The 23,826-nt window shown below is 63.7% G+C and carries 31 protein-coding genes; 16 read left to right on the top strand and 15 right to left on the bottom strand.

The window, feature by feature from the left end:
- Positions 1 to 19: 19 nt before the first annotated feature.
- The gene (locus V1286_RS13660) at positions 20 to 394 is read left to right on the top strand and encodes an avidin/streptavidin family protein (RefSeq protein ID WP_108519237.1); all 375 of its coding nucleotides are present in this window, start codon (positions 20 to 22) and stop codon (positions 392 to 394) included.
- Positions 395 to 455: 61 nt separating this feature from the next.
- On the opposite strand, the gene V1286_RS13655 is transcribed toward V1286_RS13660, so the two are convergent.
- The gene (locus V1286_RS13655) at positions 456 to 1,160 is read right to left on the bottom strand and encodes a GrlR family regulatory protein (protein WP_334480272.1); all 705 of its coding nucleotides are present in this window, start codon (positions 1,158 to 1,160) and stop codon (positions 456 to 458) included.
- 85 nt (positions 1,161 to 1,245) lie between these two features.
- Positions 1,246 to 1,542 (bottom strand): hypothetical protein, encoded by a 297-nt coding sequence (locus tag V1286_RS13650; RefSeq protein ID WP_334490259.1) that lies wholly within the window; start codon positions 1,540 to 1,542, stop codon positions 1,246 to 1,248.
- Between V1286_RS13650 and V1286_RS13645 the strand changes: the two genes are divergently transcribed.
- Positions 1,534 to 1,977, top strand: a complete 444-nt coding sequence (locus V1286_RS13645) for a DMT family transporter (protein ID WP_334480271.1) — start codon at positions 1,534 to 1,536, stop codon at positions 1,975 to 1,977. The two genes, V1286_RS13650 and V1286_RS13645, sit on opposite strands and share 9 nt — an antisense overlap.
- A gap of 12 nt (positions 1,978 to 1,989) precedes the next feature.
- Here the strand turns inward: V1286_RS13645 and V1286_RS13640 are convergent, their stop codons facing one another.
- The 4 genes from V1286_RS13640 to V1286_RS13625 all read right to left on the bottom strand — a co-directional run bounded on the left by V1286_RS13640 (position 1,990) and on the right by V1286_RS13625 (position 5,473).
- Complete coding sequence (locus V1286_RS13640) at positions 1,990 to 2,814, bottom strand: tetratricopeptide repeat protein (protein ID WP_334480270.1); 825 nt, start codon at positions 2,812 to 2,814, stop codon at positions 1,990 to 1,992.
- A 32-nt stretch (positions 2,815 to 2,846) separates the two neighbouring features.
- Complete coding sequence (locus V1286_RS13635; RefSeq protein ID WP_334480268.1) at positions 2,847 to 3,533, bottom strand: substrate-binding domain-containing protein; 687 nt, start codon at positions 3,531 to 3,533, stop codon at positions 2,847 to 2,849.
- Positions 3,534 to 3,538: 5 nt separating this feature from the next.
- Complete coding sequence (locus tag V1286_RS13630; RefSeq protein ID WP_334480266.1) at positions 3,539 to 4,243, bottom strand: GrlR family regulatory protein; 705 nt, start codon at positions 4,241 to 4,243, stop codon at positions 3,539 to 3,541.
- 192 nt (positions 4,244 to 4,435) lie between these two features.
- Positions 4,436 to 5,473, bottom strand: coding sequence for a glutamine synthetase beta-grasp domain-containing protein (locus V1286_RS13625; protein ID WP_334480264.1), 1,038 nt, complete (start codon positions 5,471 to 5,473; stop codon positions 4,436 to 4,438).
- A 571-nt stretch (positions 5,474 to 6,044) separates the two neighbouring features.
- Here V1286_RS13625 and V1286_RS13620 point away from each other — a divergent pair.
- Positions 6,045 to 6,245 carry a DUF2735 domain-containing protein gene (locus V1286_RS13620; RefSeq protein ID WP_334480263.1) on the top strand — a complete coding sequence of 67 codons (201 nt, stop codon included), beginning with the start codon at positions 6,045 to 6,047 and terminating at the stop codon, positions 6,243 to 6,245.
- A 90-nt stretch (positions 6,246 to 6,335) separates the two neighbouring features.
- Here the strand turns inward: V1286_RS13620 and V1286_RS13615 are convergent, their stop codons facing one another.
- Positions 6,336 to 6,656, bottom strand: a complete 321-nt coding sequence (locus tag V1286_RS13615) for an MliC family protein (RefSeq protein WP_334480261.1) — start codon at positions 6,654 to 6,656, stop codon at positions 6,336 to 6,338.
- Between the two features lie 81 nt (positions 6,657 to 6,737).
- Positions 6,738 to 8,327, bottom strand: a complete 1,590-nt coding sequence (locus V1286_RS13610) for a CYTH and CHAD domain-containing protein (RefSeq protein ID WP_334480260.1) — start codon at positions 8,325 to 8,327, stop codon at positions 6,738 to 6,740.
- A gap of 382 nt (positions 8,328 to 8,709) precedes the next feature.
- Between V1286_RS13610 and V1286_RS13605 the strand changes: the two genes are divergently transcribed.
- On the top strand, positions 8,710 to 8,832 hold the full coding sequence (locus tag V1286_RS13605; protein ID WP_256474405.1) for a hypothetical protein: 123 nt from the start codon (positions 8,710 to 8,712) through the stop codon (positions 8,830 to 8,832).
- Positions 8,833 to 9,033: 201 nt separating this feature from the next.
- Positions 9,034 to 9,789, top strand: a complete 756-nt coding sequence (locus V1286_RS13600) for a tyrosine-protein phosphatase (protein WP_334480258.1) — start codon at positions 9,034 to 9,036, stop codon at positions 9,787 to 9,789.
- A 14-nt stretch (positions 9,790 to 9,803) separates the two neighbouring features.
- Here the strand turns inward: V1286_RS13600 and V1286_RS13595 are convergent, their stop codons facing one another.
- Together V1286_RS13595 and V1286_RS13590 are read right to left on the bottom strand one after the other, a co-directional pair.
- Positions 9,804 to 10,499, bottom strand: a complete 696-nt coding sequence (locus V1286_RS13595) for a hypothetical protein (protein WP_334480255.1) — start codon at positions 10,497 to 10,499, stop codon at positions 9,804 to 9,806.
- Positions 10,500 to 10,584: 85 nt separating this feature from the next.
- Positions 10,585 to 10,785: a hypothetical protein gene (locus V1286_RS13590; RefSeq protein WP_057839937.1), complete on the bottom strand. Its 201-nt coding sequence runs from the start codon at positions 10,783 to 10,785 to the stop codon at positions 10,585 to 10,587.
- 252 nt (positions 10,786 to 11,037) lie between these two features.
- Between V1286_RS13590 and fabG the strand changes: the two genes are divergently transcribed.
- Positions 11,038 to 11,718: a 3-oxoacyl-ACP reductase FabG gene (gene fabG, locus V1286_RS13585; protein ID WP_334480254.1), complete on the top strand. Its 681-nt coding sequence runs from the start codon at positions 11,038 to 11,040 to the stop codon at positions 11,716 to 11,718.
- Here fabG and V1286_RS13580 read toward each other — a convergent pair.
- On the bottom strand, positions 11,715 to 12,413 hold the full coding sequence (locus V1286_RS13580) for a GrlR family regulatory protein (RefSeq protein ID WP_334480252.1): 699 nt from the start codon (positions 12,411 to 12,413) through the stop codon (positions 11,715 to 11,717). The two genes, fabG and V1286_RS13580, sit on opposite strands and share 4 nt — an antisense overlap.
- A 191-nt stretch (positions 12,414 to 12,604) precedes the next feature.
- Between V1286_RS13580 and V1286_RS13575 the strand changes: the two genes are divergently transcribed.
- The 3 genes from V1286_RS13575 to V1286_RS13565 all read left to right on the top strand — a co-directional run bounded on the left by V1286_RS13575 (position 12,605) and on the right by V1286_RS13565 (position 14,009).
- Positions 12,605 to 13,291: a DUF2161 domain-containing phosphodiesterase gene (locus tag V1286_RS13575; RefSeq protein WP_334480250.1), complete on the top strand. Its 687-nt coding sequence runs from the start codon at positions 12,605 to 12,607 to the stop codon at positions 13,289 to 13,291.
- Between the two features lie 27 nt (positions 13,292 to 13,318).
- Positions 13,319 to 13,618 (top strand): putative quinol monooxygenase, encoded by a 300-nt coding sequence (locus V1286_RS13570; protein WP_334480249.1) that lies wholly within the window; start codon positions 13,319 to 13,321, stop codon positions 13,616 to 13,618.
- Between the two features lie 88 nt (positions 13,619 to 13,706).
- Entirely contained in the window at positions 13,707 to 14,009 is a 303-nt protein-coding gene (locus V1286_RS13565; protein WP_108519253.1) for a hypothetical protein, read from the top strand.
- Between the two features lie 121 nt (positions 14,010 to 14,130).
- Here the strand turns inward: V1286_RS13565 and V1286_RS13560 are convergent, their stop codons facing one another.
- Complete coding sequence (locus V1286_RS13560) at positions 14,131 to 14,751, bottom strand: GNAT family N-acetyltransferase (RefSeq protein WP_334480247.1); 621 nt, start codon at positions 14,749 to 14,751, stop codon at positions 14,131 to 14,133.
- A 258-nt stretch (positions 14,752 to 15,009) separates the two neighbouring features.
- Between V1286_RS13560 and V1286_RS13555 the strand changes: the two genes are divergently transcribed.
- From V1286_RS13555 to V1286_RS13545, 3 genes are all read left to right on the top strand, one after another.
- Positions 15,010 to 15,963, top strand: coding sequence for an AraC-like ligand-binding domain-containing protein (locus V1286_RS13555; protein ID WP_334480245.1), 954 nt, complete (start codon positions 15,010 to 15,012; stop codon positions 15,961 to 15,963).
- 158 nt (positions 15,964 to 16,121) lie between these two features.
- On the top strand, positions 16,122 to 17,135 hold the full coding sequence (locus V1286_RS13550) for a carbon-nitrogen hydrolase family protein (protein WP_334480244.1): 1,014 nt from the start codon (positions 16,122 to 16,124) through the stop codon (positions 17,133 to 17,135).
- Between the two features lie 30 nt (positions 17,136 to 17,165).
- On the top strand, positions 17,166 to 18,215 hold the full coding sequence (locus V1286_RS13545; RefSeq protein WP_334480243.1) for a phenylacetaldoxime dehydratase family protein: 1,050 nt from the start codon (positions 17,166 to 17,168) through the stop codon (positions 18,213 to 18,215).
- A 2-nt stretch (positions 18,216 to 18,217) separates the two neighbouring features.
- On the opposite strand, the gene V1286_RS13540 is transcribed toward V1286_RS13545, so the two are convergent.
- Entirely contained in the window at positions 18,218 to 18,616 is a 399-nt protein-coding gene (locus V1286_RS13540; RefSeq protein WP_334480241.1) for a PaaI family thioesterase, read from the bottom strand.
- A gap of 165 nt (positions 18,617 to 18,781) precedes the next feature.
- On the opposite strand from V1286_RS13540, the gene V1286_RS13535 reads away from it, so the two are divergent.
- Positions 18,782 to 19,570, top strand: a complete 789-nt coding sequence (locus tag V1286_RS13535) for a cobalamin-binding protein (protein WP_334480240.1) — start codon at positions 18,782 to 18,784, stop codon at positions 19,568 to 19,570.
- Positions 19,571 to 19,669: 99 nt separating this feature from the next.
- Here the strand turns inward: V1286_RS13535 and V1286_RS13530 are convergent, their stop codons facing one another.
- Both V1286_RS13530 and V1286_RS13525 read right to left on the bottom strand, forming a co-directional pair.
- Complete coding sequence (locus V1286_RS13530) at positions 19,670 to 20,947, bottom strand: ArgE/DapE family deacylase (protein ID WP_334480238.1); 1,278 nt, start codon at positions 20,945 to 20,947, stop codon at positions 19,670 to 19,672.
- A gap of 56 nt (positions 20,948 to 21,003) precedes the next feature.
- Positions 21,004 to 21,729, bottom strand: a complete 726-nt coding sequence (locus V1286_RS13525) for a pyridoxamine 5'-phosphate oxidase family protein (protein ID WP_334489657.1) — start codon at positions 21,727 to 21,729, stop codon at positions 21,004 to 21,006.
- A 76-nt stretch (positions 21,730 to 21,805) separates the two neighbouring features.
- On the opposite strand from V1286_RS13525, the gene pdxR reads away from it, so the two are divergent.
- The 3 genes from pdxR to V1286_RS13510 all read left to right on the top strand — a co-directional run bounded on the left by pdxR (position 21,806) and on the right by V1286_RS13510 (position 23,817).
- Positions 21,806 to 23,308 (top strand): MocR-like pyridoxine biosynthesis transcription factor PdxR, encoded by a 1,503-nt coding sequence (gene pdxR / locus V1286_RS13520; protein WP_334480236.1) that lies wholly within the window; start codon positions 21,806 to 21,808, stop codon positions 23,306 to 23,308.
- A gap of 87 nt (positions 23,309 to 23,395) precedes the next feature.
- The gene (locus V1286_RS13515) at positions 23,396 to 23,548 is read left to right on the top strand and encodes a hypothetical protein (protein WP_190241957.1); all 153 of its coding nucleotides are present in this window, start codon (positions 23,396 to 23,398) and stop codon (positions 23,546 to 23,548) included.
- A gap of 11 nt (positions 23,549 to 23,559) precedes the next feature.
- Positions 23,560 to 23,817 (top strand): DUF6719 family protein, encoded by a 258-nt coding sequence (locus tag V1286_RS13510; RefSeq protein ID WP_334480234.1) that lies wholly within the window; start codon positions 23,560 to 23,562, stop codon positions 23,815 to 23,817.
- Positions 23,818 to 23,826: the final 9 nt, after the last annotated feature.

Below are 23,826 nucleotides of genomic sequence, written 5' to 3'. Positions count from 1 at the left end.
AGCTCTGAGGGAGTTCCCAATGAACTGGAAAGGCAAGTGGCGCAATCAATACGGTTCAACCGTCGATATTACCGACGATGCCAACCACCGGATTGCCGGCACGTTCAAGACGGCGCTCAGGGACAGCGGCTTCTACGGGCAGGAAATCCCGGTCGTCGGTATTCACCAGGGCGATTGCATCAGCTTCGTCGCGGGCGGCAAGACGCCTGCGGGCGATGCCGCGGTCTCCTATACCGGACTCGTGCGAGACGGAAAAATGGAGACAATGTGGTTCGTGGTCGCGGATGCCGCGATCAAGGCGGCGGAGGAAGGCGCGCCCGGCAGAATCGAAAAGCTGAACTGGTGGCGCTCGATCATCACCAGTGCCGACACGTTCGAGCGTGTGGTACGATGACTTTTTTCGTGTCGTGATCCGCGCCGCTTCTCTCGCAGCCATCCTGGGCCTGGAAGATGCGCTACGCCGGCCGCATCAGTTTCAGCGTGGCGGCCAGCCGCAGGCTGCGCTTGCCTGCGAGTGCAATGGCTTCGAGTTCAGCACCCGCCTCGTTGCAGGTGCCGGTAAAGCCGATGCCGACCTCATGGCCGCCGAACACGGGGTTTTCGCCTTTCGCCGGCGTGTGCTCCTGGTTGAGGATCTCGCCCTTCCAGCGGCCGTCGGCCGAGGAATAGGCGCCGAGGTAATAGAAAAAAGCGTCGCCGCCGAGGATGCGGCCGTTCAGCAGCAGCATGACGCCCGACAAGCCGGCTTTGACTCCGTCGAGCGCGCGAAACTGGATGGAATAGAGCCCGTTGATAATGCCGCCCTGCCCGACCGCGCCGACCGGCGGCAGCGCCTCGTCGTCGAGCCGCGTCAGTTCGGCCCAGAACAAGGCGCCGGGCCGCGGCGCGGCGCTGCCTTCAAAACGAATCTTGTTGCCTTGCAGCCTGCCCCGCACGCTGATGGCGGCGACGTCGGTGTCCATCAGCGGCTTGTAGTAGGGATCGTCATTGTGGCGCTGGGTGATGACTTCGCCGACAATCTCCCCGCCGCTCTCCTGATAGGTGCCGAGATGGGCAAAGGCCGAATTGCCGCCCAGCAGCTTGCCATTGTGCATGCACATGATGCTGCGGCCGAACGCGTCGTTCACGCCATACTCGACCTTGTAGAGCCCGTTCAGCAACGAAGATGTCCCGCACTATGGAATTGTCTCGCGGGGCGGCATAGCACCGCCGGAAGCCCGGAACCAGCCGCGTTTTAACGCAGGTTCAATGCCGCTTGAAATACTGCACGGCGCGTTCGTGCTTTTCCGCCGCCGCGCGGGATTTGAAGGTTCCAAGGTTACGGCGCCTGCCCGTTTTCGGGTTTATTTTGCGGGAATAGAGCCGGTATTCGCCCGATTGCAGTTTTCGGATCATCGGATTCGTCCACTTGTTGACGAGCCCCTCCTGCCATAATTGGGCAGCACGCCCACTTGTTCCGGTCCGACTATTCGCGTTGTCTCTGACCTTGCGATGCCGGATCGCTCTGCCGGCGCAGAATGGATGGGGGCCCCGGTGCAACATTTCTTCCTCTATCTCCTCGCGCTCGGCGCGGGTGTCAGCGTCGTCACCCAACAGGCGCTCAACGGCAGCCTGCGCACGGCGCTGGGTTCGCCAGCCTGGGCGGGATTGGTCAGCTATGCTGGCGGCCTCATCACCATGATCGTTGCCGTGATCGCGCTCGGTGAACGCGTGCCCTCCTGGAAAACAATGGCCGATGCGCCCTGGTACGCTTGGTCCGGCGGCGTGTTCGGCGGCGCCTTCATCCTGCTGGCAATCCTGCTGCTACCCTCGCTCGGCGCGGCGACGCTGTTTGCGCTTGTCATCGCCGGCCAGGTGCTCGCCGCGGTTACGCTGGATCATTTCGGCGCGTTCGGCTTGACGCCGCATCCGATCGGCGCCGCGCGGCTGGCAGGCGCCGTGCTGCTGATTGCCGGCGTCGTCCTGATCAGGGATTGATCGTCGGGCGTCTCAGAAGCACAAATTCGTCACCACGTTGCCGCGCTTGTCCTTGATCGTGTAGGGACAGCGAAGCCGCTCGAGCGCTTTCTTCGCATCCTCATCGCCAAGGGCGGCGGCGCGCTGATAGTAGGCTTTGGCGGCGTCGGAATCCTTTGGTCCACCGCGGCCTTCCTGCGCGAACGCGCCCATCCGCTCCAGCGCGCCGGGATGATTTTGCCCCGCCGCTTTCTCGAACAGCGCGCGGGCCGCCGTGTCGTCCCTGGCCCCGCCATTGCCTTCGGCCAGCATCATGCCGAGTTGATACTGCGCCTCGGCATTGGTCTCGGCGGCCTTCGACAGCAGTTCGCGCCCACGCGCCGGATCGGAGGCTGCTCCGCCGCCGAGGGCAGCGAGGTTACTGACGCCGCGCGGATTGCCGGCCCGGGCCGCGCGTTCGAACAGTTTGCGCGCCTGCGCCTCGTCGCGCGTGACGCCCGCGCCGGTCCCATAGAGCACGCCGAGTTCGACCATGGCCGAGGTCGAGCCCTTGTCGGCCGCCTTGCGCCAGGCCGCCAGCGCTTCCGGCATCTGGCGATTGGCAGCATAGGCCCGCCCGAGTTGGTACATCGCCCGGCGCGACGAACTCGCCGCGCTCTTGCAGAACTTGATGGCGGTGGCGATGTCGGAGGCCGCGACATCGGCCACGCCCTTCGCGTCGGCCGGTTTGTCGGGGTCGGCGGGATCGGCCGCAACACGGTCGCACAGCACGAGATCGGCCGACTGCGCATGGGCCGGGCCCTGCGCCAGGGCCGCAGCGACGACGACGATCAGCAGGCCTTGGAGCGCCCTCTTCATAAAGCGCAGGTTGCGTCGAGACGCCCTGAAATTCAAGGTTCCAGCCCGCTCTCGCGCAACGCCGGCGCGGCCTCGGGCGAGGCGAGAAACCGCAGCAACCGGTCTGTCTCGGCCGGCCTGTGCGTCGCCGCCATTCGCCCCGCGGAGAATACCGCAGGCGTTTGCAGTTCGTATGGAATAGGCCCAACCACCTCGATCCCCCCAACCTGCTTCAACTCGCTGATCTGCTGGACCGCGAGATCGGCCTCGCCGCTGGCGAGCCGCTCGGCGGTAAATCCCTGTTGGATGATCTGCGCCTTTGCATTGATGTCGGCGGCAATGCCGAGGCGCTCGATCAGCTTTGCGAACAGAATGCCGCTGGCGCCGAGCCGCGAATAGGCCACGGAGCGGGCACCAAGCAGTGCCGCACACAACGCCGCCTCGGTTGAGATATCCGGATGGGTCGCGCCGACTCTCACGGCGATGCCAACCCAGGAGCGGGCCAGATCCACGCAACTTTCAGCGACCACCCGCCCGTCGCGGACGACCTCGTCCAACCCCTCGCGGGTCAGGATCACGACGTCGGCCGCCTCTCCGGTGCGCAACCGCTCCAACAGCGCCAATGTCGGAGCGAAATCGGCATCGATACGCGCGCCGCCGGCCGTTTGATACCGGCCAGCCAGGCCGTGCACGGCGCCCTTCAAAGCCAGCGTCGAGAGCACGCGCACGGTATCGCTCATCGTCGCTACACTTGGTGCATCAGCTTCAGCACCGCGGTCATGCGAAGGCTGCGCTTGCCGGCGAGCGCGGTCGCCTCAAGCATCGCGCCCTCCTTGTCGCAGGTGCCGGAAAAGCCGATGCCAACTTCGTGGCCGCCGAAGATGGGGTTATCTCCCATGGCCGGCGTGTGCTCCTGATTGAGGATCTGGCCCTTCCAGCGGCCATTCTCCGAGGTGTAGGTGCCGAGATAATAGAACGAGGCATCGCCGCCCAGGATGCGGCCTGCATTAAGCAACATGACGCCGGTCAGGCCGCCCTCGACACCGTCAAGCATGCGGGTGTGAATGGAATAGAGGCCGTTGACGATGCCATCCTTGCCGACGCCGCCGGCGATCGGTACGGCGTCCTGCTCGATCGGCGTCATCACCGAGTGAAACGCCACGCCGGGCAATTCCTTCAGGCCCCCTTCGAAACGATAGAGGTCTCCGTCAGCCCTGCCCTTCGCCAGCAGGGTGGCATCGTCGGTGCCGGCCATCGCGCGGTAATTCGGGTCCGGGTTGTGGCGGACGGTCTGGATCACGATGTCGACGCCATCGTCCCGCTTTTCGTACGTGCCAATATGAGCGAAGGCCGAATTGCCGCCCAGCATCCTGCCGTCGCGCGCATACATGACGCTGCGGCCGACCGCAGCGCCAAGCTGAAACCTGACTTTGTAAAATCCCTCAAACAATGCCGCATCCCCGGCAGGCCACGCCGCTGTCTAGCGCGCTTCACAACGCAGGGAAACGGTCTTGAATCGGCGTATTTGAATCAATCTCATCAAGACCCCGTGTCATCAAAACGCAATGATCCGCCAAGGCGGTTTCGCCTTGGCGGATCAGCTTTGCAGCCCGGGCACCCCGGGGGTCATATCGTGGATCGCTTAGGCCGCGGCTGCCTTGGCGTCGGTCGGGACTTCCGCGATGGTCTTCAGGATCTGGGACGCGATCTGGTAGGGGTCGCCCTGCGAATTCGGACGGCGGTCTTCCAGATAGCCCTTGTATCCGTTGTTGGCGAAGGAGTGCGGAACGCGGATCGAGGCGCCGCGGTCGGCAATGCCGTAGCTGAACTTGTTCCAGGGGGCGGTCTCGTGCTTGCCGGTCAGGCGCTTGTCGTTGTCCGGCCCGTAGACGGCAATGTGGTCCATGAGATTCTTGTCAAAGGCCGCCATCAGCTTCTCGAAGTACTCCTTGCCGCCGACTTCGCGCATATACTTGGTCGAGAAGTTGGCGTGCATGCCGGAGCCGTTCCAGTCGGTGTCGCCGAGCGGCTTGCAGTGGAATTCGATGTCGATGCCGTAAGCTTCGGTGAGGCGCAGCATCAGGTAGCGCGCCATCCACATTTCGTCAGCGGCCTTCTTGGAGCCCTTGCCGAAAATCTGGAATTCCCACTGGCCCTTCGCCACTTCGGCGTTGATGCCCTCGTGGTTGATGCCGGCGGCGAGACAGAGGTTGAGGTGCTCTTCCACGATCTTGCGCGCGACGCTGCCGACGTTCGAGTAACCGACGCCGGTGTAGTACGGGCCTTGCGGCGCAGGATAGCCATCCGACGGAAAACCGAGCGGACGGCCGTCCTTGTAGAAGAAATACTCCTGCTCGAAGCCGAACCAGGCGCCTTCGTCGTCGAGGATGGTCGCGCGCTTGTTCGAGGGGTGCGGGGTCTTGCCATCGGGCATCATGACTTCGCACATCACCAGCGCGCCGTTTTCCCGCGCAGCGTCCGGATAGACAGCGACCGGCTTCAGCACGCAATCGGAGCTGTGGCCTTCGGCCTGCATGGTCGACGAGCCGTCAAAGCCCCACAGCGGAAGCTGTTCCAGCGTCGGGAACTTGTCGAATTCCTTGATCTGCGTTTTGCCGCGCAGATTCGGCGTCGGCGTATAGCCGTCGAGCCAAATATACTCGAGCTTGTACTTGGTCATTGAGCCTCTCTTGAGTTGCTAGTGGAATGCGGAAGACCGAAGCCTTGAAATCTGGATTTTGACGCCCAGCCCCCTGGAGGTCTCCGCATACGTGTACCCGGCCACGTCAGGCCACGCCTTACTAAGCATTTAACGTGCCAGTCGCTGCACTGCGGCAAGACCTGTCCACAGGAGGCCGGGCACGCCAGCTCAAATAAAAGGTGCGACATAGAAGCGCGGCAGGCCTGCAAAACGAGCGGCTGAGCGACAGGTTTGAAGTTCGAAATCAGCTCATTTCTCCGGCATTTCCGCTTCCGGACCGTTCCGCGATTAAAGCTGCGGCACCCTTCCGAGGCACCCGCCCGGCACACAAGCCTCCCCGGGCAACCGTCCCGTCGGCTCATGCGTTGATCGTCCACGCGCTGCCTTGCAGGAAGCAGCGCCGGGAATGCCTACGAATTAGACACGATGTGACGCTCTCTTGGTCAGCTTGCATCCATCGAGGGCACGACCGATATCGCCCTTTGTAACCACTAGAGAACGAGTCGGGCGCACCATGGAGGCTAGCGCTTCGACAGAAGGAGAGACTGACATGATGAATACGGGTTTGAGTCAGGGGTCTGCCAAGATCTACCAATTCCCAGCCGGGGGCCGCGCGGCTCTCGGGGGACGTCGCTATGGCGAGACCAAGACGGCCGAGATGACCGCCCAGCCGGTCAACCTCGCGGACTGCAGCGGTAGCTGGTACCACGCCGCCGCCATCGCGGACGCCACCAACGAGCGTGATCACTGATGCCTGGAAGGTGTTTGGCAGAAGCGCGCCCAAGTGAGGCGCGGACGGTGAACTAAAAAAGGGTCGGAACAACGCCGTTTCGGCCCTTTTTCATGTCTGCTGCTCGCATGTGGTGGTCGGCCGCCTGGCATGCTTGAGCGTCGTGACCCCGGCCTTGGTGATCCTCAGGGTCACGCCCTTCGCCTGATAACGCGACCCCGACAGCGTCACGCGCTTGGGTAGAGTCAGCGCCTTGCCGTCGAGCTGCAGATGGGCGCGGGAATCGTACTGAAAGAACCCGACAATGAATTGCGCCCCGTCGGCGCAGCGATAGTTCCGGAAACTCGACTGCGCGAACGCGGCTGACGGTGCGCTTGCCACCGCCGCGGCGCATAGCGCAGCCCCAAAAATCGTATTCCTGCGACAATTCATATTTCGCCCCTTGCAGAGTTCAGTATAGACGAGACGGGAGCGGACGACATGCCCTTCCGTCGTTTGTCCAGGTGACGGACCCTACCGGCTCCAGAATGCGGGCGTCGCTTTGAACCGCCGCCATCTCTTGCGCAGCGTTCTTGCCGCAGCAATCTGATCGTGGGCTTGCCAACCGGCCACTGCGCCGATGGCGAGATGAAGCGCAGGCTGGTCTTCCTGCCTGATGGTGTCGAGCAGAACGCGGGTGCTTGCGATGTCGCGCACGCGTCCGAGACTGGTCTGGAGCCTGGCGAGCCGCCTCGCGTAACGCCTGGCGGGCGCCTGCGTGGCATAAAGCGGCAGAAAGAACTCCGCCGCATAACGCAGCTTCTTGAGGTCGATCCTGAGATCGTGCTGCGCATCGACGTTGAGCTGCCGGAAATGCGCGCCACGCCTGAGCGCCTTGCGATGCAGGCGCGCCAAAATCTTGTTCGCGAGCGTCGGCATCGGTAACGACAGCGCCGCCAGCGCTTCGCTGTCGATCTCGTTGCGCCAGCCGCGGCGTTCGACCAGCTGCCCCAGCGAGAGCAGGAAACGGCTGCAGCGGGGATCGGCGAGAACGGTCTGCAAGGCGGCGTAGCTCGATTTGCGTTGCCGTTCGACCGCCTCACGCAGGCCGCCGAAATCGACATCCGGAGCCGCCGCGACCAGGCGAGTAACGGTCGTCTCGGCGAAGACATCCCACTCCCGCGCCGGGCCGAGCTGCTGCATCAGCCACCGCGCTTCGCTGTTGACCGTCTGGAATGCAGGCGACGGAATATCGCGCCGGAACAGCGCACATATCGTGCGCAAGCGGCGCAAGGCGACGCGCATCTGATGCACGCCTTCAGGGTCCGATCCCGCCTCCGCCACGGCCTGATTTTTCAGAAGATGATGCCAGCAGGTCCCCAACAGGAGCGCGATGACGTCGTCGACCACCTGCTCTGCAGTGATGCTGAATGGCTCGGCTTTCGCCGCCGGCTGCACGACGTCGAACGCGAGCGCATAGCCGCGCTCCGCCTTGCTGCGCGTGCCGACCTGTAGCGGCGCAGCGTCGAGCAACTGCGTTCCGAGATCGAACAGGATGCCGGCATTGCCGCTCTTCAATTCAAGTTCGATTTCGGACAGGACTTCCTGGCGCCCGCCGGCCTCGATCATCCCCTCGTCGAATGCGATTTCAACGAAAGCATCGGGCAGATCGAGCTGCCGCGCGTGCCGGCGAATTCTCGTCGCGAAAACCGGCACCAGTCCGTCGTTGGTGAGCGTCGTCACGGGATCGCCGACCTCGTCGGCGGGAAGCCGCGCCAGATCGGGAGCGACGTTGTCAACCGGTGCTTCCCACTGCCGTCGGGTCAGAGGTTGTCCGGCATTGGGTAGAAGCTTGAGTGCCTGAATGAAGTGCTTGCCGCTGCGTCGCACGCGCAGCGACATGCCATGCCGGAACAGCAGGCGCTCCGGCGTATCGTAATACACCGTTTCCAGCCGGCGAAACGCGCCGCGGTTGCGTGCATGCTGCACGATGACAGGTATCTCGCGCAGTTGCTCGAGGGCGCCTTGCGGCGCGAGCAGCTTAAGTTCGATTTCCGCCTGTTCGGGCCGTCGCACAGCAATCGCCGCGCCGGAATCGCTCACGACTGGCTGCGGCGCGTTCAACGATGTCTCCATTGGGGCGGTGTATGAATGTTTTATGACAATGAAAAGGCGTATCCAAGTTATCCAGGGGAATGAGCCTACGAATTGAAGCGAGGATTACATAATAGGGTTTGCGCGACGCAGGCTTGCGCGTAGCGCGCAGCGCCGCAAGGCGGGGAACGCCTCTCTCAAACCAAGAGCAGGTTCAGCCTGATTCGCCGTGCCGGGTGAGGCTAGGGGTGGTTGACCCCGGGCACAGCAGTGCGGAACCGGGCTTGTTATTGGGCTTCAAACCAAGGCCGCCCTCGGGGTGGCGGCCCCGGCCTTTCGCAAGTTGTATGGTCACCGCCCTGCAAGGGTGATAATCTCTACTTCAAATCAACTAGCCGGAGGAGGTCCCGCCATGCTTGCGGAGAAATTCTTCCTGGTGCTGGAAACACTCAGGAGTTTTGCTTCGGACGGAAGCGCCAAGGTGGTTAGCACCACGCCACATATCCCGGTCAAGGTGCCGCCGCCACAGAAATAGCCCAGAGGCCGCCTCAGTAGGCGGCTTCTTCGCTTTCGGGTTTTCGCTTCCTTATCCCCTTCACGAACGCCAAGCGCCAAAAATCATAATCGTCCGACAATTGATGTTTCGCCCCATGACGGCTTCAGTGTAGACGAGACGGGGGCGAGCAGCGTGCCCTCCGTCGTTTGTCCGTAAGCCACGAGATCGTTCAAACCGCCGATGTCAGAATCCCCTGCCTCCCCCGCCCGCCATCTCAATCTCTCCGGCGCCAGCAATTTCCGCGATCTCGGCGGCTATCCCACCAGCGACGGCCGGACCGTGCGCTGGCGGCAGATCTTCCGTTCCAACCATCTCGGCCATCTCACCGACGACGATGCCTCCGTGCTGCGGGAGCTCGGCGTCCGCAGCGCGTTCGACTTTCGCGGCACCGAGGAACGCGCTGCCGCCCTGTGCGGCATGCCTGAAATCACCGTCCATTCGCTGCCGGTCGAACCCACCGTCGTCGCGGCGCTGCGCGCCATCGCGGCCGCCGGCACGCCGCTGTCGACGGACCACGCCGTTGAGGTGATGCGCGACTCCTACCGCAGCTATGTGCAGAAAAACACGCAGCACTTCCGCACGCTGTTTGCACATCTGCTGGAAGATCGCGCGCCGCTGGTGATCCACTGCACCGCCGGCAAGGACCGCACCGGTTTTGCGTGCGCGCTGATCCTGCATACGCTCGGCGTTGCCGACGACATCATCTCGGAAGACTATCTCCTGACCAATCGCTTCTACCGCAGGGATCCCAACTCAAGCATCGACCTGCCCGAGGAGGTCAAGCAGGTGCTCGGCTCGGTGCAGCAATCGTTTCTTGCCGCCGCGTTCGATGCCATCGACGCCGACTACGGCGATCTCGAAACCTATCTTCGCGATGGCCTCGGGCTCGGTATCGCCGAGCGCGCCAGCCTCGAAGCGCGCTACCTGCAAGGCTGATCCACAAGACTGACCTAATCCGACTTCACCCGCCGCACCGACACGACCAGCGCGGACGGCTTGTCGCCTGTCGTCCTGATATTGACCTGCACTTTATAGTCGTTGCTGGTTTCGCCCTTGGGCACATAGAGCATCGCGGTAAAGCGCAGGCGGCCGCGCGCATCGAGCGTCACCGGCAGATCCTCTCGCACACGAAAGGAATTTCCCTGTCGATTTCGCGGCGGCAGCCTGGCCGTCATGACAGGCTCGACCAGCGCGCGCAGATCGAGCCTGGTCGCCGTTGCACCGTCAATCCGATAATAGGCAAAGGAATCGCTGTCCCAGCGGCTGTTCGCGACCTCGATGACCGCCCGGCTATCCGGCGACCAGACCGCGAGCAAATCGTAGCGGTTCGCCCGCATTTCGCTGGTCGCCCAATACTCACCACCGAGCTTGGCGAGCACGGCGCCGTCAGCGATGCGGATCAGGAGATTTTCGACGCCGGCTGGCGGCCGATCGCGGCCGGATGGCAGGCCCTGCTTGCTGCGCCAGGCGAACGCGTAATTCTTCGATGGAGAAGTGGTGTCGGCGACGACACGCATGGCGGCCTTCCCTTCGCCGCACACGAGGCCGCCTTTTTGATCGGCAACACAGGCCTGCGCATGCGCAATAGCCGCTTGCTGCACGTAGAGCGCGGTAAGAACGAGTGGAAGAGCCAGAGCTCGGCGCATGCCGCGATCCTATCCGGCGCACGCAAACCGTAAAGTAGGCCGCAAACCAAACCTTGGACGGTTCGGAGGGCAGCGCGATATCGGCTCAGGCCGCCGCTTCCATTTCCATTTCGGCATCGAGATCGGCGATGACGTCCTCGAACGCTGAGATCGCCTGCTGGATCGCAGCGATCTGCATCAATTCCCAGCTCGAGACCGGACCGCTGCGATTCTGCAGCGCTACGACCAGGTCGCGCCGCTGCTCCTTAAGCTGAACAAGCGGTAAACCGTGATCCGGCAAACCCATGACAAATCCCCCTGCCTTTTTGTTGGTATCCGGTTGTACCGAACGGATTCTGAAAACGGCTTACAGAACTCCGGCAAATTTTATCGATTCCGCCCCATCCCGTAGTCCCACGTAATTCGCTTCCTCCGGATGGGCGCGGCTCGCGGCAATTTGGGCGCGTGAGATAGATCGTTCCAATGCAGAATTCGCCGCATCCCAGTGAAAAACTCCTGATATGGTGCGCTCCCGTTTCCCGGCAGCCGGAGGCCCTTCATGGACGGAAAAGTCATTGTCGTGACCGGCGCGCTGGGTGGGCTCGGCCGGGTGGTGGTGGACGAAGCGCTGGCGCGGGGCGCCCGGATTGCAAGCGTCGATCATGCGCCGACGCAAGTGCCGGCCACGGCTGATCTGTTCGAGCTCGGCGGTGTCGACCTCACCGATGCAGCCCAGGCCGGCAAGGCGATCGCGGCCGCTGCGGCGCATTTCGGCAAGCTCGACGCGCTGATCAATATCGCCGGCGGCTTCGCATTCGAGACAGTCACCGACGGCGATCCCAAAACGTGGCAGCGGATGTACGCGCTCAACGTCATGACCGCGCTGAACGCATCGCGCGCGGCAATCCCGCATCTCATCGCGTCGGGCGCCGGGCGCATCGTCAATATCGGCGCGATGGGCGCGCTGCAGGCCGGCAGTGGCATGGGCGCCTACGCCGCCTCCAAGGCCGGCGTGCACCGCCTCACCGAGGCGCTTGCCGCCGAACTCAAGGGCAAGATCACGGTCAACGCCGTGCTGCCGTCGATCATCGACACCGCGGCCAACCGCGCCAGCATGCCCAAAGCCGATTTCGCCAAATGGGTGACGCCGCAGGAATTGGCCGACGTGATCCTGTTCCTCGCCAGCGACGCCGCCAGCGCCGTCACCGGCGCGCTGCTGCCGGTGAACGGGAGAGTTTAGCCTTCAATCTCCACCAGCTTTCGCAGCACCGCCTTGAAGCGGATGCTGCGCTTGCCGGCGAGCGCGGTGGCTTCGCCTTCGGCGCCATCGGCGTCGTAGGTGCCGGAAAAACCGATGCCGACCTCATGGCCGCCAAACACCGGCCGCTCGCCCTTTGCCGCCGTATGCTCGCGGTTGACGAGTTCGCCCTTCCATCTCCCGCTCGCCGCCGTGTAGGCCCCGGTATAGTCGAAGAACGCATCGCCGCCCCTGATGCGTCCGTCATGCAGCATCATGACACCGGTGTTGCCGGCGTCGATGCCGTCGAGCATCCGGATGTGGATGGAGTAGAGCCCGTTGCCGATCCCGTCGGGGCCGACCGCACCGGGCGGCGGCGCGTCGGAATCGTTGATCGGGGTCAGCACGGTCGTGAACCGGACTCCCGGCAAGGCCGCGCTGCCGCCCTCGAAATGAACTTCCTCCCCGCGGCGCACGCCGGTGAAATGCATCGCGATAATCGGGACATATCCGGGATCGTGGTAGTGGCGCGACATCACGCATTCGGCGGAGACGACGCCGTCGGCCTCGACAAAATGGCCGACGAAGGAAGAGCCGGAATCGCCGCCATAGAGCCGGCCGCCCGCGGTGGCGAACATCACGCCGGAACCTTCGCCGCGCTCCGTCGTGAAACGGAATTTGTACAACCCCTTCAGCACGCCCTGCTCACTCCGAAAATCGGCAAAGGTCTATGCCCCGCGAACGATCGATCGCGGGGTTCCCTCAATTGCCGTTGGCCTTGTCCCCGGCCCCAGATTAGCCGCTGAGATGCTGCCCGATCAAACGCTTTGCCGGAATTCGGCTAGAGTCCGGACGTTGAGTCGCGGCCCACGCGCCGCCGGAGCAAATCTTGGAAACCGCGCTTTATCTTCCCGTCAAACGCTTCCTGGAAAAGCTCGGCTTCACCGTCAAGGGCGAGGTCGGGGGCTGCGATCTGGTGGCGTTGAGCGGCGACGATCCGCCGGTCGTGGTGATCGGCGAACTGAAGCTTTCCTTCAACCTGGAACTGATCCTGCAGGCGGTGGATCGCGCGGGCGCTGCCGACGAGGTCTGGCTCGCGGCCAAATTATCGGCCCGCGGCAAGGGCCGCGAGAGCGACGCCCGCTATCGCAATCTCTGCCGCCGCTTGGGCTTCGGCATGCTGGCGGTCACCAACACGGGCGATGTCGAGGTGATCGTCCAGCCTGCGACGGCAGCCCCTCGCCGCAACCCAAAAAAGCGGTCACGGCTGGTCGCCGAGCATCAGAAGCGCAAGGGCGATCCTGCCATGGGCGGTTCGACGCGCGCGCCGATCATGACGGCCTATCGCCAGCAGGCGCTGGCCTGCGCCTCGGCGCTGTCAGGCGGGCCGCGGCGTGTGAAGGATTTGCGAATCGAAATTCCCGACGCCGGAAAAATCCTGTTGCATAACGTCTATGGCTGGTTCGATCGCGCCGAGCGCGGCATCTATGTGTTGACCGATGCCGGACATGCCGCGCTGAAGCGCTGGCCGCAGCAGCCGCTGGACCTGAGCGCCGCCGGCGATTCCGCGCCGTGAGAGCTGCGACAAAAACGGGAGGACAACATGATCGTGGTGACCGGCAGCGTGACCGCGCGCGCGGACAGCTTTGACGAGGTGCGCAAATTGAGTCTCAAACACGTCCGTCGCTCGCGCACCGAGCCCGGCTGCATCTCCCACGCCGTCCATGTCGACTGCGAGAATCCGCTGCGGCTGGTGTTTTTCGAGCAATGGGCCGATCGCGCCGTTCTATTGGCCCATTTTGCGGTCCCCGCCTCGCGCGATTTCGTCCGCGCACTGCAATCGCTCGCGGATCAGGCCACCAGCATCGAACTGTATGAGGCTACCAGACTTGAGAGATTGTAGACGCATGGCTGTATTGCCATGCGAAATTGATATTGCAATGCAACATGCGGGCACCTAGGTATCTCCGCAATCAGATTGCGAGGCCCCGATGAGCGAAGACTGGAACACGAAATACGGCACACGGCGCGTGCGGCGGGATCCGCCGACGCTGGAGGAGGCAATCTTCGCCGCGGTAGGGATCACCGACGATCAGCAGCAGCAGGCGGAAATCGCCGCCGCGCTGATGGGCCTGCCCTACGAGGAAGTGCTGGCTGAAGTGAAAAAGACCGGCCGCGCGGTAGCGCGATCGGCCACCCGCATCATCGCGGGCGAGCAAGGCGCCCAGCGCGCCGTCGTGGTCGAGCGCCGTGTCATCAGGCGATTCGGCAACGACAAGCGGACCGGTACCTGAAGCCCATAGCGTTTTTGAAAAGACCAGAGCCCGGTTCTGATTCAATCAGAACCGGGCTCTAAAAGTTCTGGGCAATTCGCTGGATCCAACATCAGCGAATTGCCCTGATTGAACGCGCCGCTCAGGCGGCGCGGCCCCAGCCATACATCCGCAGCAGCATCCGCCAATAGGCGCGGTTGAAATTCGCGACCGTGCGCACGGCGTTCAGCGTGCTGTCCGCCCAGGTGGTCGCAAGCTCTGTGTGATCCTGTTTCGTCAGGTCGATGGTGCCGGTGGATTCGCCGTGGCGGAACACCAGTTGCGCGCCGAACTTGTTGGCGAGCGCCCGCATCGGCTCGTTCTGCGCGCCGGTGGTGATCCGCAGGCTCTTGTAGCCCTTGGCGCGCGCCACCGTGATCAGCTTGCGGAACAGGATGCTGCCGACGCCCCGCCGACGCACCGACGCTTCGACGCTGAACGCGATCTCGGGCAGCGAATCCGGTGATTGGTCCGGCGGATGCAGCTCCGCTGCGCCCCGAACCACGCCGTTTTCAAAGAAGGCGATGATGGTCGTGCCGTCATTGGCGCATTTCTCGGCGTAGCGCTCGATGAAGCTGTCGTCCATGAAGCCATGGAAACGGTCGCGGCGGCTGGTGCGGTCGAGCCGCAGCAGGTGATCGCGCAACAGCGGCAATTCTTCCTGCTGGCTCAGCGTGCGCACGCTGCTATTGGCAAGCGCGGCCGCGATGTGGGTGAGGTACATATCTTAAACTCCTCTGAGAGAAGCCCTCGAGGAGGCGTCGAATCCCTAGACCAACTATATTGTGCATCGCAGCATGAAATTCAAGCCCGGATTGTCCGTATACTGCCTTAAATAATGGCAATCATTCCAGCGGCTTAGGGACATCACTATTAACCAATTGTGAAGGCTGGGCACCCGGCGCAGACTGGGCACGGGGATTGCTTATTTCTGAACGCTGCAGGCTTTAAACAACACCCGGATGGTTCGTGGGGGTCCGTCGTGGCTGTCGTGCTCGACACGAGTTCGTGCCTTCCGGAGCGCCGGCTCGCGGTGTGGCAGGACATCGTCTGCGACACCTTCGTCGGCCTCGACTGCAAATCGGACATGCGCGGCGCGTTCTGGGGCGCGGTGTCGCAATGCAGAATCGGACCGGTCGCGCTTACGCAGGTCGATTCCACCGCCCAGCGGGTATTCCGTACGCCGTCGCGAATAGCCCGCGCCAGCGAAGATTACGTGCTGATGGCGCTGGGCAACAATGGCGTGAACGGCGTCTTCCAGGACGGCCGCGAGGCGATCGTTTCCGCGGGACAATTCGCCATTTACGACACCACCCGCCCCTACGAGCTGCGCTTCGACGACAGTTTTTCGCAGACCATCTTCCAGATGCCGCGCAAGCTGCTGCAACAGCGCGTCGGCTCGTTCGATGGTTTGACCGCGACCACGTTCGCCGGCGATCGTCCGCTCGAACGGCTGACCTATGATTTCGCGCGCAATGTGAGCCGGACGATCGAGCAGGTCGATGCCGCGGCCGCAAGCCGCCTGCTCGACCAGACGCTCGACCTGCTCGCGATGACGCTTGCCGACAGGCTGCACGCGCGCCTGCCGGACCAGTCGGTCCACCGGTCAGCGCTGCTCTATCGCCTCAAGAATCATATCCTGACGCATCTCGCCGATCCCGAACTATCGCTGCCGCGCGCCGCGGCGACGACAGGAATCTCGCCGCGTTACGCCAGCGATCTGATGGCCGCCGAACAGACCTCGTTCCGCGGCTACGTGCAGACGCAGCGGCTGGAGCGCTGCAAGCGCGACCTCGCCGATCCTGCGTATCAGGCCCGGCACATCGGCGAGATCGCCTTCGCATGGGGCTTTAACGACCTCGCCCATTTCAGCCGCACCTTCAAGCAGCGGTTCGGCGTCTCGCCGCGCGAATGGCGCGAGCAGCTGCGCCATTGACCGCGCCGCATCCTCCTTCCTGCCACGCCACAGCCATCCGGCGTCCATCTGCCGGTTAAGACAAGTTTTCGTGCCGCTGCGGACAAGCGGCGTGCGTCGCCATGGCTGTAGGCTTGCGACCCAGCGAATATCGGTCGCGAATGCGAAAGGATGGTGCGATGGGTCTGGTTCATCAGAAATACAAGGTGGCGGTGGTTCAGGCGGCGCCGGTTTTTCTCGATCTCGATGCCACCGTCGACAAGACCATTACGCTGATCGAGGAAGCTGCCGCGCAAGGCGCCAAGCTGATCGCGTTTCCCGAGACCTTCATTCCCGGATATCCGTGGCAGATCTGGCTCGGCGCGCCCGCCTGGGCGATCGGCCGCGGCTTTGTGCAGCGCTACTTCGACAATTCTCTCGCCTTCAACAGCCCGCAGGCGGAAAAAATCCGCAACGCCGTGAAGCGCGCCAAGCTGACCGCGGTGCTCGGACTATCCGAGCGCGACGGCGGCAGTCTCTATATCGCGCAATGGCTGATCGGCCCCGACGGCGAGACCATCGCCAAGCGCCGAAAGCTGCGTCCTACCCATGCCGAACGCACCGTGTTCGGCGAAGGCGACGGCAGCGACCTCGCGGTCCACGATCGCGCCGACGTCGGACGGCTCGGCGCGCTGTGCTGCTGGGAGCATCTGCAGCCATTGTCGAAATACGCGATGTACGCCCAGAACGAACAGGTGCATGTCGGCGCCTGGCCGAGTTTTTCGCTGTACGATCCGTTCGCGCATGCGCTCGGCCATGAGGTCAACAACGCCGCCAGCAAGGTCTATGCGGTCGAAGGGTCGTGCTTCTTCCTCGGCCCCTGCGCTGTGGTCTCGCAGGCGATGATCGACGAGCTCTGCGACAGCCCCGAGAAACACGCCTTCCTGCATACCGGCGGCGGCCACGCCGTGATCTACGGACCGGACGGCAGTTCGCTGGCCGAGAAACTGCCGCCCGACCAGGAAGGCATTTTGTATGCCGATATCGATCTCGGCATGATTGGGGTAGCGAAGAACGCCGCCGATCCGGCCGGGCATTATTCGCGGCCCGACGTCACGCGGCTGTTGCTCAACACCACGCGTGCCAACCGCGTCGAGCATTTCTCGCTACCTGTCGATGCCGAGGTCATGAGCGAAATCAGGCTGCAGGCCTGAGACGCTTCAATTCCGACAAGGAGCAGGCCGATGGAATCCGCGATCCCCGAGCATCTGCAAACTGCACGTACGCGCCACCGCCGGGTCGGCGACGATTATGCGCCGCCCTACCCGTCCTTCGTGGCACGGCACAAGCCAAGTGTGACGCGGGTGGTGATGGCCTATTTCGGCCTCCAGTCCCGCGGCGCGCCGCCGGCCGCCGCCGAGCAGGCGTTGGCCCGGCTCGCGTCGGATTTCGCAACGGCCGATGGCCCATCGCATTGGGACCGCGCGAGCTATGTCGACGAGGCCGGCTTCACCAACGTCGTCACAGTGGCGTACTGGGACGACCGGCAAATATTCGATCGCTGGTTTCCGGCCGCGCGCGAGCGCTGGACCGGCGAGCAGCGGACCAACAACGGGTTCGGTACCTTCATCGAAGCGCTTTATCCCTCCGTGGAGGGCTATGAGACGCTGTTGTCCTCCCTTGGAAGGCCCGAAGGCGTCGCCGTTCTCGCCGACGGCATGAGCGGCGAGGTTTTGGAGCACGCTTATTGGGGCGGTATGCGCGACCGCATCCCGTTGTCGCAAACCAGCGAGATGGCGCCGTCAGGCGCGCCCCGCGCGATCCGCGACGGCGCGCGCATCCGGATCGTCCCGCATGACAACCTCTGCCTGATCCGATCGGGTCAGGATTGGGGCGACACCGAAGCCGCCGAACGCAAGATGTATCTCGGCGATGTCGAGCCGGTGCTGCGGGAAGGCATGGATTTCTTGCGCGACCAGGGACGTTCGATCGGCTGCTACGCCAACCGTTACATGGCCGTCGTCGGCCGCGACGGCACAACGACCGAAAAATCCTACGGCATGAGCTGGTGGAAAAGCCTGTCGGCGCTGGAACGCTGGGCTGAATCGCACCCGACCCATGTCAGGATTTTCGGCGCCGCCATGAAATATCTGTCGACGCTGGGACCGGCCGCAAAACTGCGGCTCTACCACGAAGTCACCGTCGCCCGCGCCGACGAACAGCTTTTCGAATATGTGGATTGTCATCCGCAAACCGGAATGCTCAACGCCGTGCAGACGGTGGAGGCGGCCTGAAGCTACAGCACCATCTGCGTTTGCGTGACGACCGCTACCAGCTTGCCGTCCTCGGTCTCCAGCCGGGTCTGCCAGACCTGCGTGCGGCGCCCCCGATGCACCGGGGTTGCAGTGGCGATCACCGTCTGCCCCTCCTTGGCGCCGCCGATGAAGTTGGTCTTGCTCTCGATCGTCGTGGTGCCCTTGGCGTCCTCAGGCAGGTTGATGACGGTCGCCGCAGCGCCAACCGAATCCGCGAACGCCATCACCGCGCCGCCGTGAATCGTGTTGCGCAGCGTACAGAGATCGGGCCGCACCAGCATACGCGCGACCACGCGATCCTTTTCGACTTCAGTGAATTTCACGCCCTTCAGCTCCGCGAACGGCATCTTCATCGCATTGACTTTGTCGAGCAGCGACATGTTCCGGCAGTCCTCCCGTTTCTTGCAAGGTACTTCTGATACGCGGGATCGAGTGCCCGATCCATCGATCCCGATCGAAGCATGGACGGCGCACGTAAGCCAGGCAATGACTTCCCAGGTAATGGCTGCCGTGACAATGCCCTGTTAATTCGGCATATCGTCCGTATGCGCCAGTTCCCACCCCGCCGGATCGTTTGCCTCACCGAAGAGACCGTCGAGACGCTGTACCTGCTCGGCGAGCAGGACCGCATCGTCGGCGTCTCCGGCTATGCGGTGAGGCCGCCGGGAGTGCGCCGCGAAAAGCCGCGGGTTTCCGCCTTCATCTCCGCGGACATTCCGAAGATTCTGGCGCTGGAGCCGGATCTCGTGCTGGCCTTCTCCGACCTGCAGGCGAATATCGTTGCCGACCTGGTGCGCGCGGGCGTCGCCATCCACGTCTTCAACCAGCGCGACATCGCGGGCATTTTCGCGATGATCCGCACGCTTGGCGCCATTGTCGGGGCAGCGGAACGTGCCGATCAACTTGCTAGTGATCTTGAACAGCGTCTTGCGCGGATCGCCGCGACGCCCCGGCCATCGCCCAAGCCAAAAGTCTATTTCGAGGAGTGGGACGATCCGCTGATCTCCGGCATCGGCTGGGTATCCGAACTGATTGAGATCGCCGGCGGCGAGGACGCGTTGCCAAAACTGCGGTTTCAGCAGGCGGCCAAGGACCGGATCATTGCGCCTGATGTGGTGCGCGAGGCCGCACCCGATGTGATCCTCGCCTCCTGGTGCGGCAAGAAGGTCGTGCCGGATCGCATCCGGCAGCGTCCGGGCTGGGGAGATATCCCGGCGGTGAAGAACAACCGCATCGTCGAGATAAAGTCGACGATCATCCTGCAGCCGGGGCCAGCGGCGCTGACGGACGGGCTGGATGCGATCGTGAAGGCGTTGTGGCCGGAAGCTTCGTAGGGTGGGCAAAGGCGCGTAGCGACGTGCCCACCATTCTTTAATCCGGCGTAAGCGATGGTGGGCACGCTTTGCTTTGCCCACCCTACGGCAGCGCGGCTGCTACACCCTTTCCACCCCGCACCATTCCGCGATGAACAGCGCGGTCGCCTTCGTCGATTTCCGCAGCGACTCCAGTTCGACATATTCGTTGAAGCCGTGCATCGCCGCACCCGTCGCGCCGAAGCACAGGCTCGGGATGTTGTAGTTCAACCCGTAGAACCGGGTATCGGTCAGCGCGGTGAAGGCACGGTCCGGCACCGTGCCGCCGTAGACGGTGCCAAACGCTTTTGCGAATGCGGCTTCCGGCGCGGCGGAATTCGTCAGTTCATAGCCCTCCGACAGGAAGCCCGACCATTCCACCTGCGGCGGATTGTTGGACAAGAAGCGATGGTCCCTCGCCGCCGCCGACACGCAGGCCAAAATCTCCTTCTGGCATTCCGCAATCGACCAACCCGGCAGCACCGCGATCCGGCAATCGACGTCGCACCAGGCGGGCACGCTGGAGGCCCAGTCGCCCCCCTTGATGATGCCGGGGTTGAAGTTGAGCGGATGGGCGACCGCCTTGAAGTGATGATCCTTCTTGGCGCGCTCGTTCCACTCTTCTTCGAGCTTCTGCAGCGAATGAATCAGATGATACGCCGCCATGATGGCGTTGGCGCCCGCGCCGGCCTCGAACACATGCACGGGAAAACCGCGCACTTTCAGGCGAAACCAGATCACGCCGACCTGCGAGCGCACCATGGTCTCGCCGGTCGGCTCCGGGATGAAGCAGGCGTCCGCGCGGTAGCCGCGCTGCAAGGTCGAGAGCGCGCCGACGCCGGTGGACTCTTCTTCGATCACGGACTGGAAGTGAACGCGCCCGGTCGGCTTCAGCCCTGCGGCCTTGATCGCATCCAGCGCATAGAGCGCGCCGATGGTGCCGGATTTCATGTCGCAGGCGCCGCGGCCGTACATCCGGCCGTCCTTGATGACCGGCGAGAACGGTGGCGTCTCCCACATGTCGAGGGGGCCTGTCGGAACGACGTCGCAGTGGCCCTGCAGGATCAGCGATTTGCCGACATTGTTCGCCGGCCGGTAGGTGCCGACAACCGAGCGCGCCCTGGAGAAATCATGCTCGATCGGACCGAAGCCGCGCAGATCCTTCAAATCCCCGACGTCGATATGCCAGTCGTCGACCTCATAGCCGCGCTGGCGCAGGAGATCGCCGATCATGTCCTGGCACGGCCCTTCGGCGCCGCGGGTCGAGGGGATAGCAACGAAATCCCTTGTCGTCGCCAGTTGCGCATCAAAGCCGGCGTCAACGGCGTCGAGGATTTTTTGTTGCGTATCGGTCGTCATGCGGCGGCTCCAGTCGAGAATTCAAGGAGATCGGGAGCGCGCACCCTACCCCGATCTCAGCCGCCGGCGTAATGCGCAAAATGCGCATCCCGCAATGCATCTTCGAGCAGGCGGCCCTCCGAATAGCCGCGCAGCGACGCCGGGCGCTCGACGCCGTCGAGCAGCCGCGGGCACGGTTCGGGCGCGCCCAGCACGGTACGCACCGGAATGCGCTCGGCATAGATCGGCAGCTCGTAGTCCTCGTCGTCGTCGGCGACGCCCTTCGACCTGATCTTGGCCGACGCCTGCTCGATTTCCATCGCTATCACCGACGTCGCCTTGATCTCCTGCACCGTGCTTTGTCTTAAGGTCGCGGTCCGATCGGGGAAGAAGCGGTCGACCATCGCGACCAGCGCACGCTCCTTCTCGGCCGCATCGGTGACGAGGTAGGCAGTGCCGAACGCCATCACCGCACGGTAATCCGCCGAATGATTGAAGCCGCATCTGGCCAGCACCAGGCTGTCGAGATGGGCGACGGTGAGACACGCCCTCTGGCCGTCGGACTGGTTCCGCAACATGCGGCTGGCGCTGCTGCCGTGCCAGTACAGATTGTTTTCCTCCCGCCAGAAGAATGTTGGCGTGCAGTAGGGTTGGCCGTCGACCACGTAGGAAACGTGGCAGAGCATCGAGGCATCGAGCAGGCCGTGAATTGTCGCTTTGTCGTAAGAGCCGCGCTCGTGCAGGCGCTTGACCCGGTTGCGTGGTGACAACGGGTAGGAAGTGGTGGTCTCGCCTTCGGTTATCACGTCAGCTCCTCTCGGGATTGGCCCAGTCGAAGAAGTTGTACCGGCCAATTTGGTCTGCGATAGTGCCAATTCCATGCGAAAAATTCCGACCAATTCTCCGGCGACCCGGCGCAAGGCCGAGCTTCCGCTCGACCTTGACGGGCCCCATGTAACGCAAGACGCCTCCTCGCAGCACCGGCTCTACCAGGCGCTCTGCCACGCCATCACAGGCGGGATCGCCAAACCGGGAGAGCCGCTGCCGCCGCAGCGAACGCTGGCAAAGCAGACCGGCTTTCGCCGCAACGCCGTCACGTCGACCTATGAGCGGCTGATCGCGGACGGCTTTGCGGTAGCCACCACAGGCTCCGGCACGTTCGTCGCCGCCCGCATTCCCGCCCGCGTCAACGACGCACGCAAGACCAGGATCGCGGTCGAGGCGCCGCAGCAAGGCGCGCTCGCGCTCGGCTGCACGCATATCGATGAAAGGGCGCTGCAGCGCTTCAGGTCGTTTGCCGGTCGGCGCATGCGCGCCTTCGGCAACGAGCACCTGCAGTACGGCGACCCCAGGGGCAGCCGCGAACTGCGCGCCGCGATTGCCGATCATTTGTTGGCGGCGCGAGGGCTGCGCTGCGATCCGGACCAGATCATGTTGGCGTCGGGAACGCAGCACGCCTTGCGGATCGTGCTGGGCGCAATCCTCAAGCCCGGCGATCAAATCTGGTGCGAGGATCCCGGCTATCCCGCCGCGCGAAGAGCGATCGGGCATTGCGGCCTGCGCCCCGTCGCTGTCCCAGTCGATGCATCAGGCATGATCGTGGCCAAAGGCCGGGCGCTGGCGCCATCGGCGGGCGCGGCCTATGTGACGCCGTCGCACCAGTTTCCGCTCGGCGTGCAGATGTCGATGCCGCGGCGGCTGGAACTGCTCGACTGGGCAAGGGAGACGAGCGCCTTCGTGATCGAGGACGATTACGACAGCGAGTTTCGATACGACGGTGCGCCATTGCTGTCGCTCGCCGGCATCGATCATCTCTCGCGCGTCATCTATATGGGCACGTTTGCAAAGACGCTGTTTCCCGGATTGCGCATCGGCTACTGCGCGCTGCCGGAGCGGCTGGTTGGGCCGGTGACGACGGCCCGCGCCGCGCTCGACCGCTTTCCGGGCACGCTGCTGGAGGGCGCGGTGGCGGATATGCTCAATTCCGGCGCGTTCGCGGCAAATCTGCGCAAGGTGCGCGGGATCTATCGCGAAGCGCGTGACGTCCTGGCTTCAACCTTGTCGGCGGCATCGGACGGGCTTCTCACGGTGCCGGTGCCCTCGCAGGGCCTGCATCTGGTCGCGCGGTTCGATCCATCGACCGATCCGCTGGTGGCCGCCAAGGCCAAGGCGGAGGCCGGCGTCGCGGGCTGGCTGCTGGCGGAAACCTATTTTCGTGCGCGTCCCCTTCCAGGTTTCGTCCTCGGCTTTGCCGGCCATCCCCTGCCGCAATTGATCGCGTCGGCCGAACGGCTGGCGAAGTCATCGCTCGCTGCCTTTCAAATAAGTCGCAAGCCGAACAAGGGTGGAACCGGCAAGGTCAACCGGAAGGCCGCGATCTGACGCGCAGGCGTCGGCCGTCGCCCTATCAGAATCGCCGCCGCGTCACTAAGCTCGACGCCTGATTCAATATCACGGCGGAAACACCGGATGCCCGGCAATCGCAACGTTCTGTATCTCGTCATCGGCGTGTTGATCGTCGCGGTCGGCGTGCTCAGCTACAATCTCTACAAAGCCAAGCAGGAACCCGAAGGCCTGCAGATCAATGTCGGGCCCGATGGGCTGAAGATCAAGACCAAGTGAGCGAGGCCGGAATGATGACGACAAAAGCTGCCCGATCGCTTGCTCTCCCCGCGGGCGTCGCGCTGTGGCTCCTTGCGAGTCCCGCCGTCGCGCAGGTAGCCTCGCGCGAGCAGGACATTATCGACCTGCGGCTCGGTCAGCGCGTCCTCGTCGACGACGGATCGTGCCCGGCAGGACAAATCAAGGAAGTCCAGGGCTCGCAGATGACGACTTCAGGCGTGCTACGCACCCGCAAATGCATTCAGCGGCTGGGAACGAAGAAGCGATAGCGGCAATCT

The sequence above is a fragment of the Bradyrhizobium algeriense genome, from assembly GCF_036924595.1.
Classification (GTDB): Bacteria; Pseudomonadota; Alphaproteobacteria; order Rhizobiales; family Xanthobacteraceae; genus Bradyrhizobium; species Bradyrhizobium algeriense.
This window is presented reverse-complemented; position numbering and strand designations above follow the sequence as displayed.

Excerpts from the sequence above, each read along its gene's own strand:
- V1286_RS13515 (WP_190241957.1), top strand. The coding sequence starts at position 23,396 with ATGCCCGGCAATCGCAACGTTCTGTATCTCGTCATCGGCGTGTTGATC.
- pdxR (WP_334480236.1), top strand. The coding sequence starts at position 21,806 with ATGCGAAAAATTCCGACCAATTCTCCGGCGACCCGGCGCAAGGCCGAG.
- V1286_RS13625 (WP_334480264.1), bottom strand. The coding sequence starts at position 5,473 with ATGACCAAGTACAAGCTCGAGTATATTTGGCTCGACGGCTATACGCCG.
- V1286_RS13590 (WP_057839937.1), bottom strand. The coding sequence starts at position 10,785 with ATGGGTTTGCCGGATCACGGTTTACCGCTTGTTCAGCTTAAGGAGCAG.
- V1286_RS13650 (WP_334490259.1), bottom strand. The coding sequence starts at position 1,542 with ATGTTGCACCGGGGCCCCCATCCATTCTGCGCCGGCAGAGCGATCCGG.
- fabG (WP_334480254.1), top strand. The coding sequence starts at position 11,038 with ATGGACGGAAAAGTCATTGTCGTGACCGGCGCGCTGGGTGGGCTCGGC.
- V1286_RS13620 (WP_334480263.1), top strand. The coding sequence starts at position 6,045 with ATGATGAATACGGGTTTGAGTCAGGGGTCTGCCAAGATCTACCAATTC.
- V1286_RS13635 (WP_334480268.1), bottom strand. The coding sequence starts at position 3,533 with ATGAGCGATACCGTGCGCGTGCTCTCGACGCTGGCTTTGAAGGGCGCC.
- V1286_RS13605 (WP_256474405.1), top strand. The coding sequence starts at position 8,710 with ATGCTTGCGGAGAAATTCTTCCTGGTGCTGGAAACACTCAGGAGTTTT.
- V1286_RS13570 (WP_334480249.1), top strand. The coding sequence starts at position 13,319 with ATGATCGTGGTGACCGGCAGCGTGACCGCGCGCGCGGACAGCTTTGAC.
- V1286_RS13640 (WP_334480270.1), bottom strand. The coding sequence starts at position 2,814 with ATGAAGAGGGCGCTCCAAGGCCTGCTGATCGTCGTCGTCGCTGCGGCC.
- V1286_RS13600 (WP_334480258.1), top strand. The coding sequence starts at position 9,034 with ATGTCAGAATCCCCTGCCTCCCCCGCCCGCCATCTCAATCTCTCCGGC.
- V1286_RS13540 (WP_334480241.1), bottom strand. The coding sequence starts at position 18,616 with ATGTCGCTGCTCGACAAAGTCAATGCGATGAAGATGCCGTTCGCGGAG.
- V1286_RS13545 (WP_334480243.1), top strand. The coding sequence starts at position 17,166 with ATGGAATCCGCGATCCCCGAGCATCTGCAAACTGCACGTACGCGCCAC.
- V1286_RS13550 (WP_334480244.1), top strand. The coding sequence starts at position 16,122 with ATGGGTCTGGTTCATCAGAAATACAAGGTGGCGGTGGTTCAGGCGGCG.
- V1286_RS13535 (WP_334480240.1), top strand. The coding sequence starts at position 18,782 with ATGCGCCAGTTCCCACCCCGCCGGATCGTTTGCCTCACCGAAGAGACC.
- V1286_RS13615 (WP_334480261.1), bottom strand. The coding sequence starts at position 6,656 with ATGAATTGTCGCAGGAATACGATTTTTGGGGCTGCGCTATGCGCCGCG.
- V1286_RS13595 (WP_334480255.1), bottom strand. The coding sequence starts at position 10,499 with ATGCGCCGAGCTCTGGCTCTTCCACTCGTTCTTACCGCGCTCTACGTG.
- V1286_RS13510 (WP_334480234.1), top strand. The coding sequence starts at position 23,560 with ATGATGACGACAAAAGCTGCCCGATCGCTTGCTCTCCCCGCGGGCGTC.
- V1286_RS13660 (WP_108519237.1), top strand. The coding sequence starts at position 20 with ATGAACTGGAAAGGCAAGTGGCGCAATCAATACGGTTCAACCGTCGAT.
- V1286_RS13560 (WP_334480247.1), bottom strand. The coding sequence starts at position 14,751 with ATGTACCTCACCCACATCGCGGCCGCGCTTGCCAATAGCAGCGTGCGC.
- V1286_RS13565 (WP_108519253.1), top strand. The coding sequence starts at position 13,707 with ATGAGCGAAGACTGGAACACGAAATACGGCACACGGCGCGTGCGGCGG.
- V1286_RS13530 (WP_334480238.1), bottom strand. The coding sequence starts at position 20,947 with ATGACGACCGATACGCAACAAAAAATCCTCGACGCCGTTGACGCCGGC.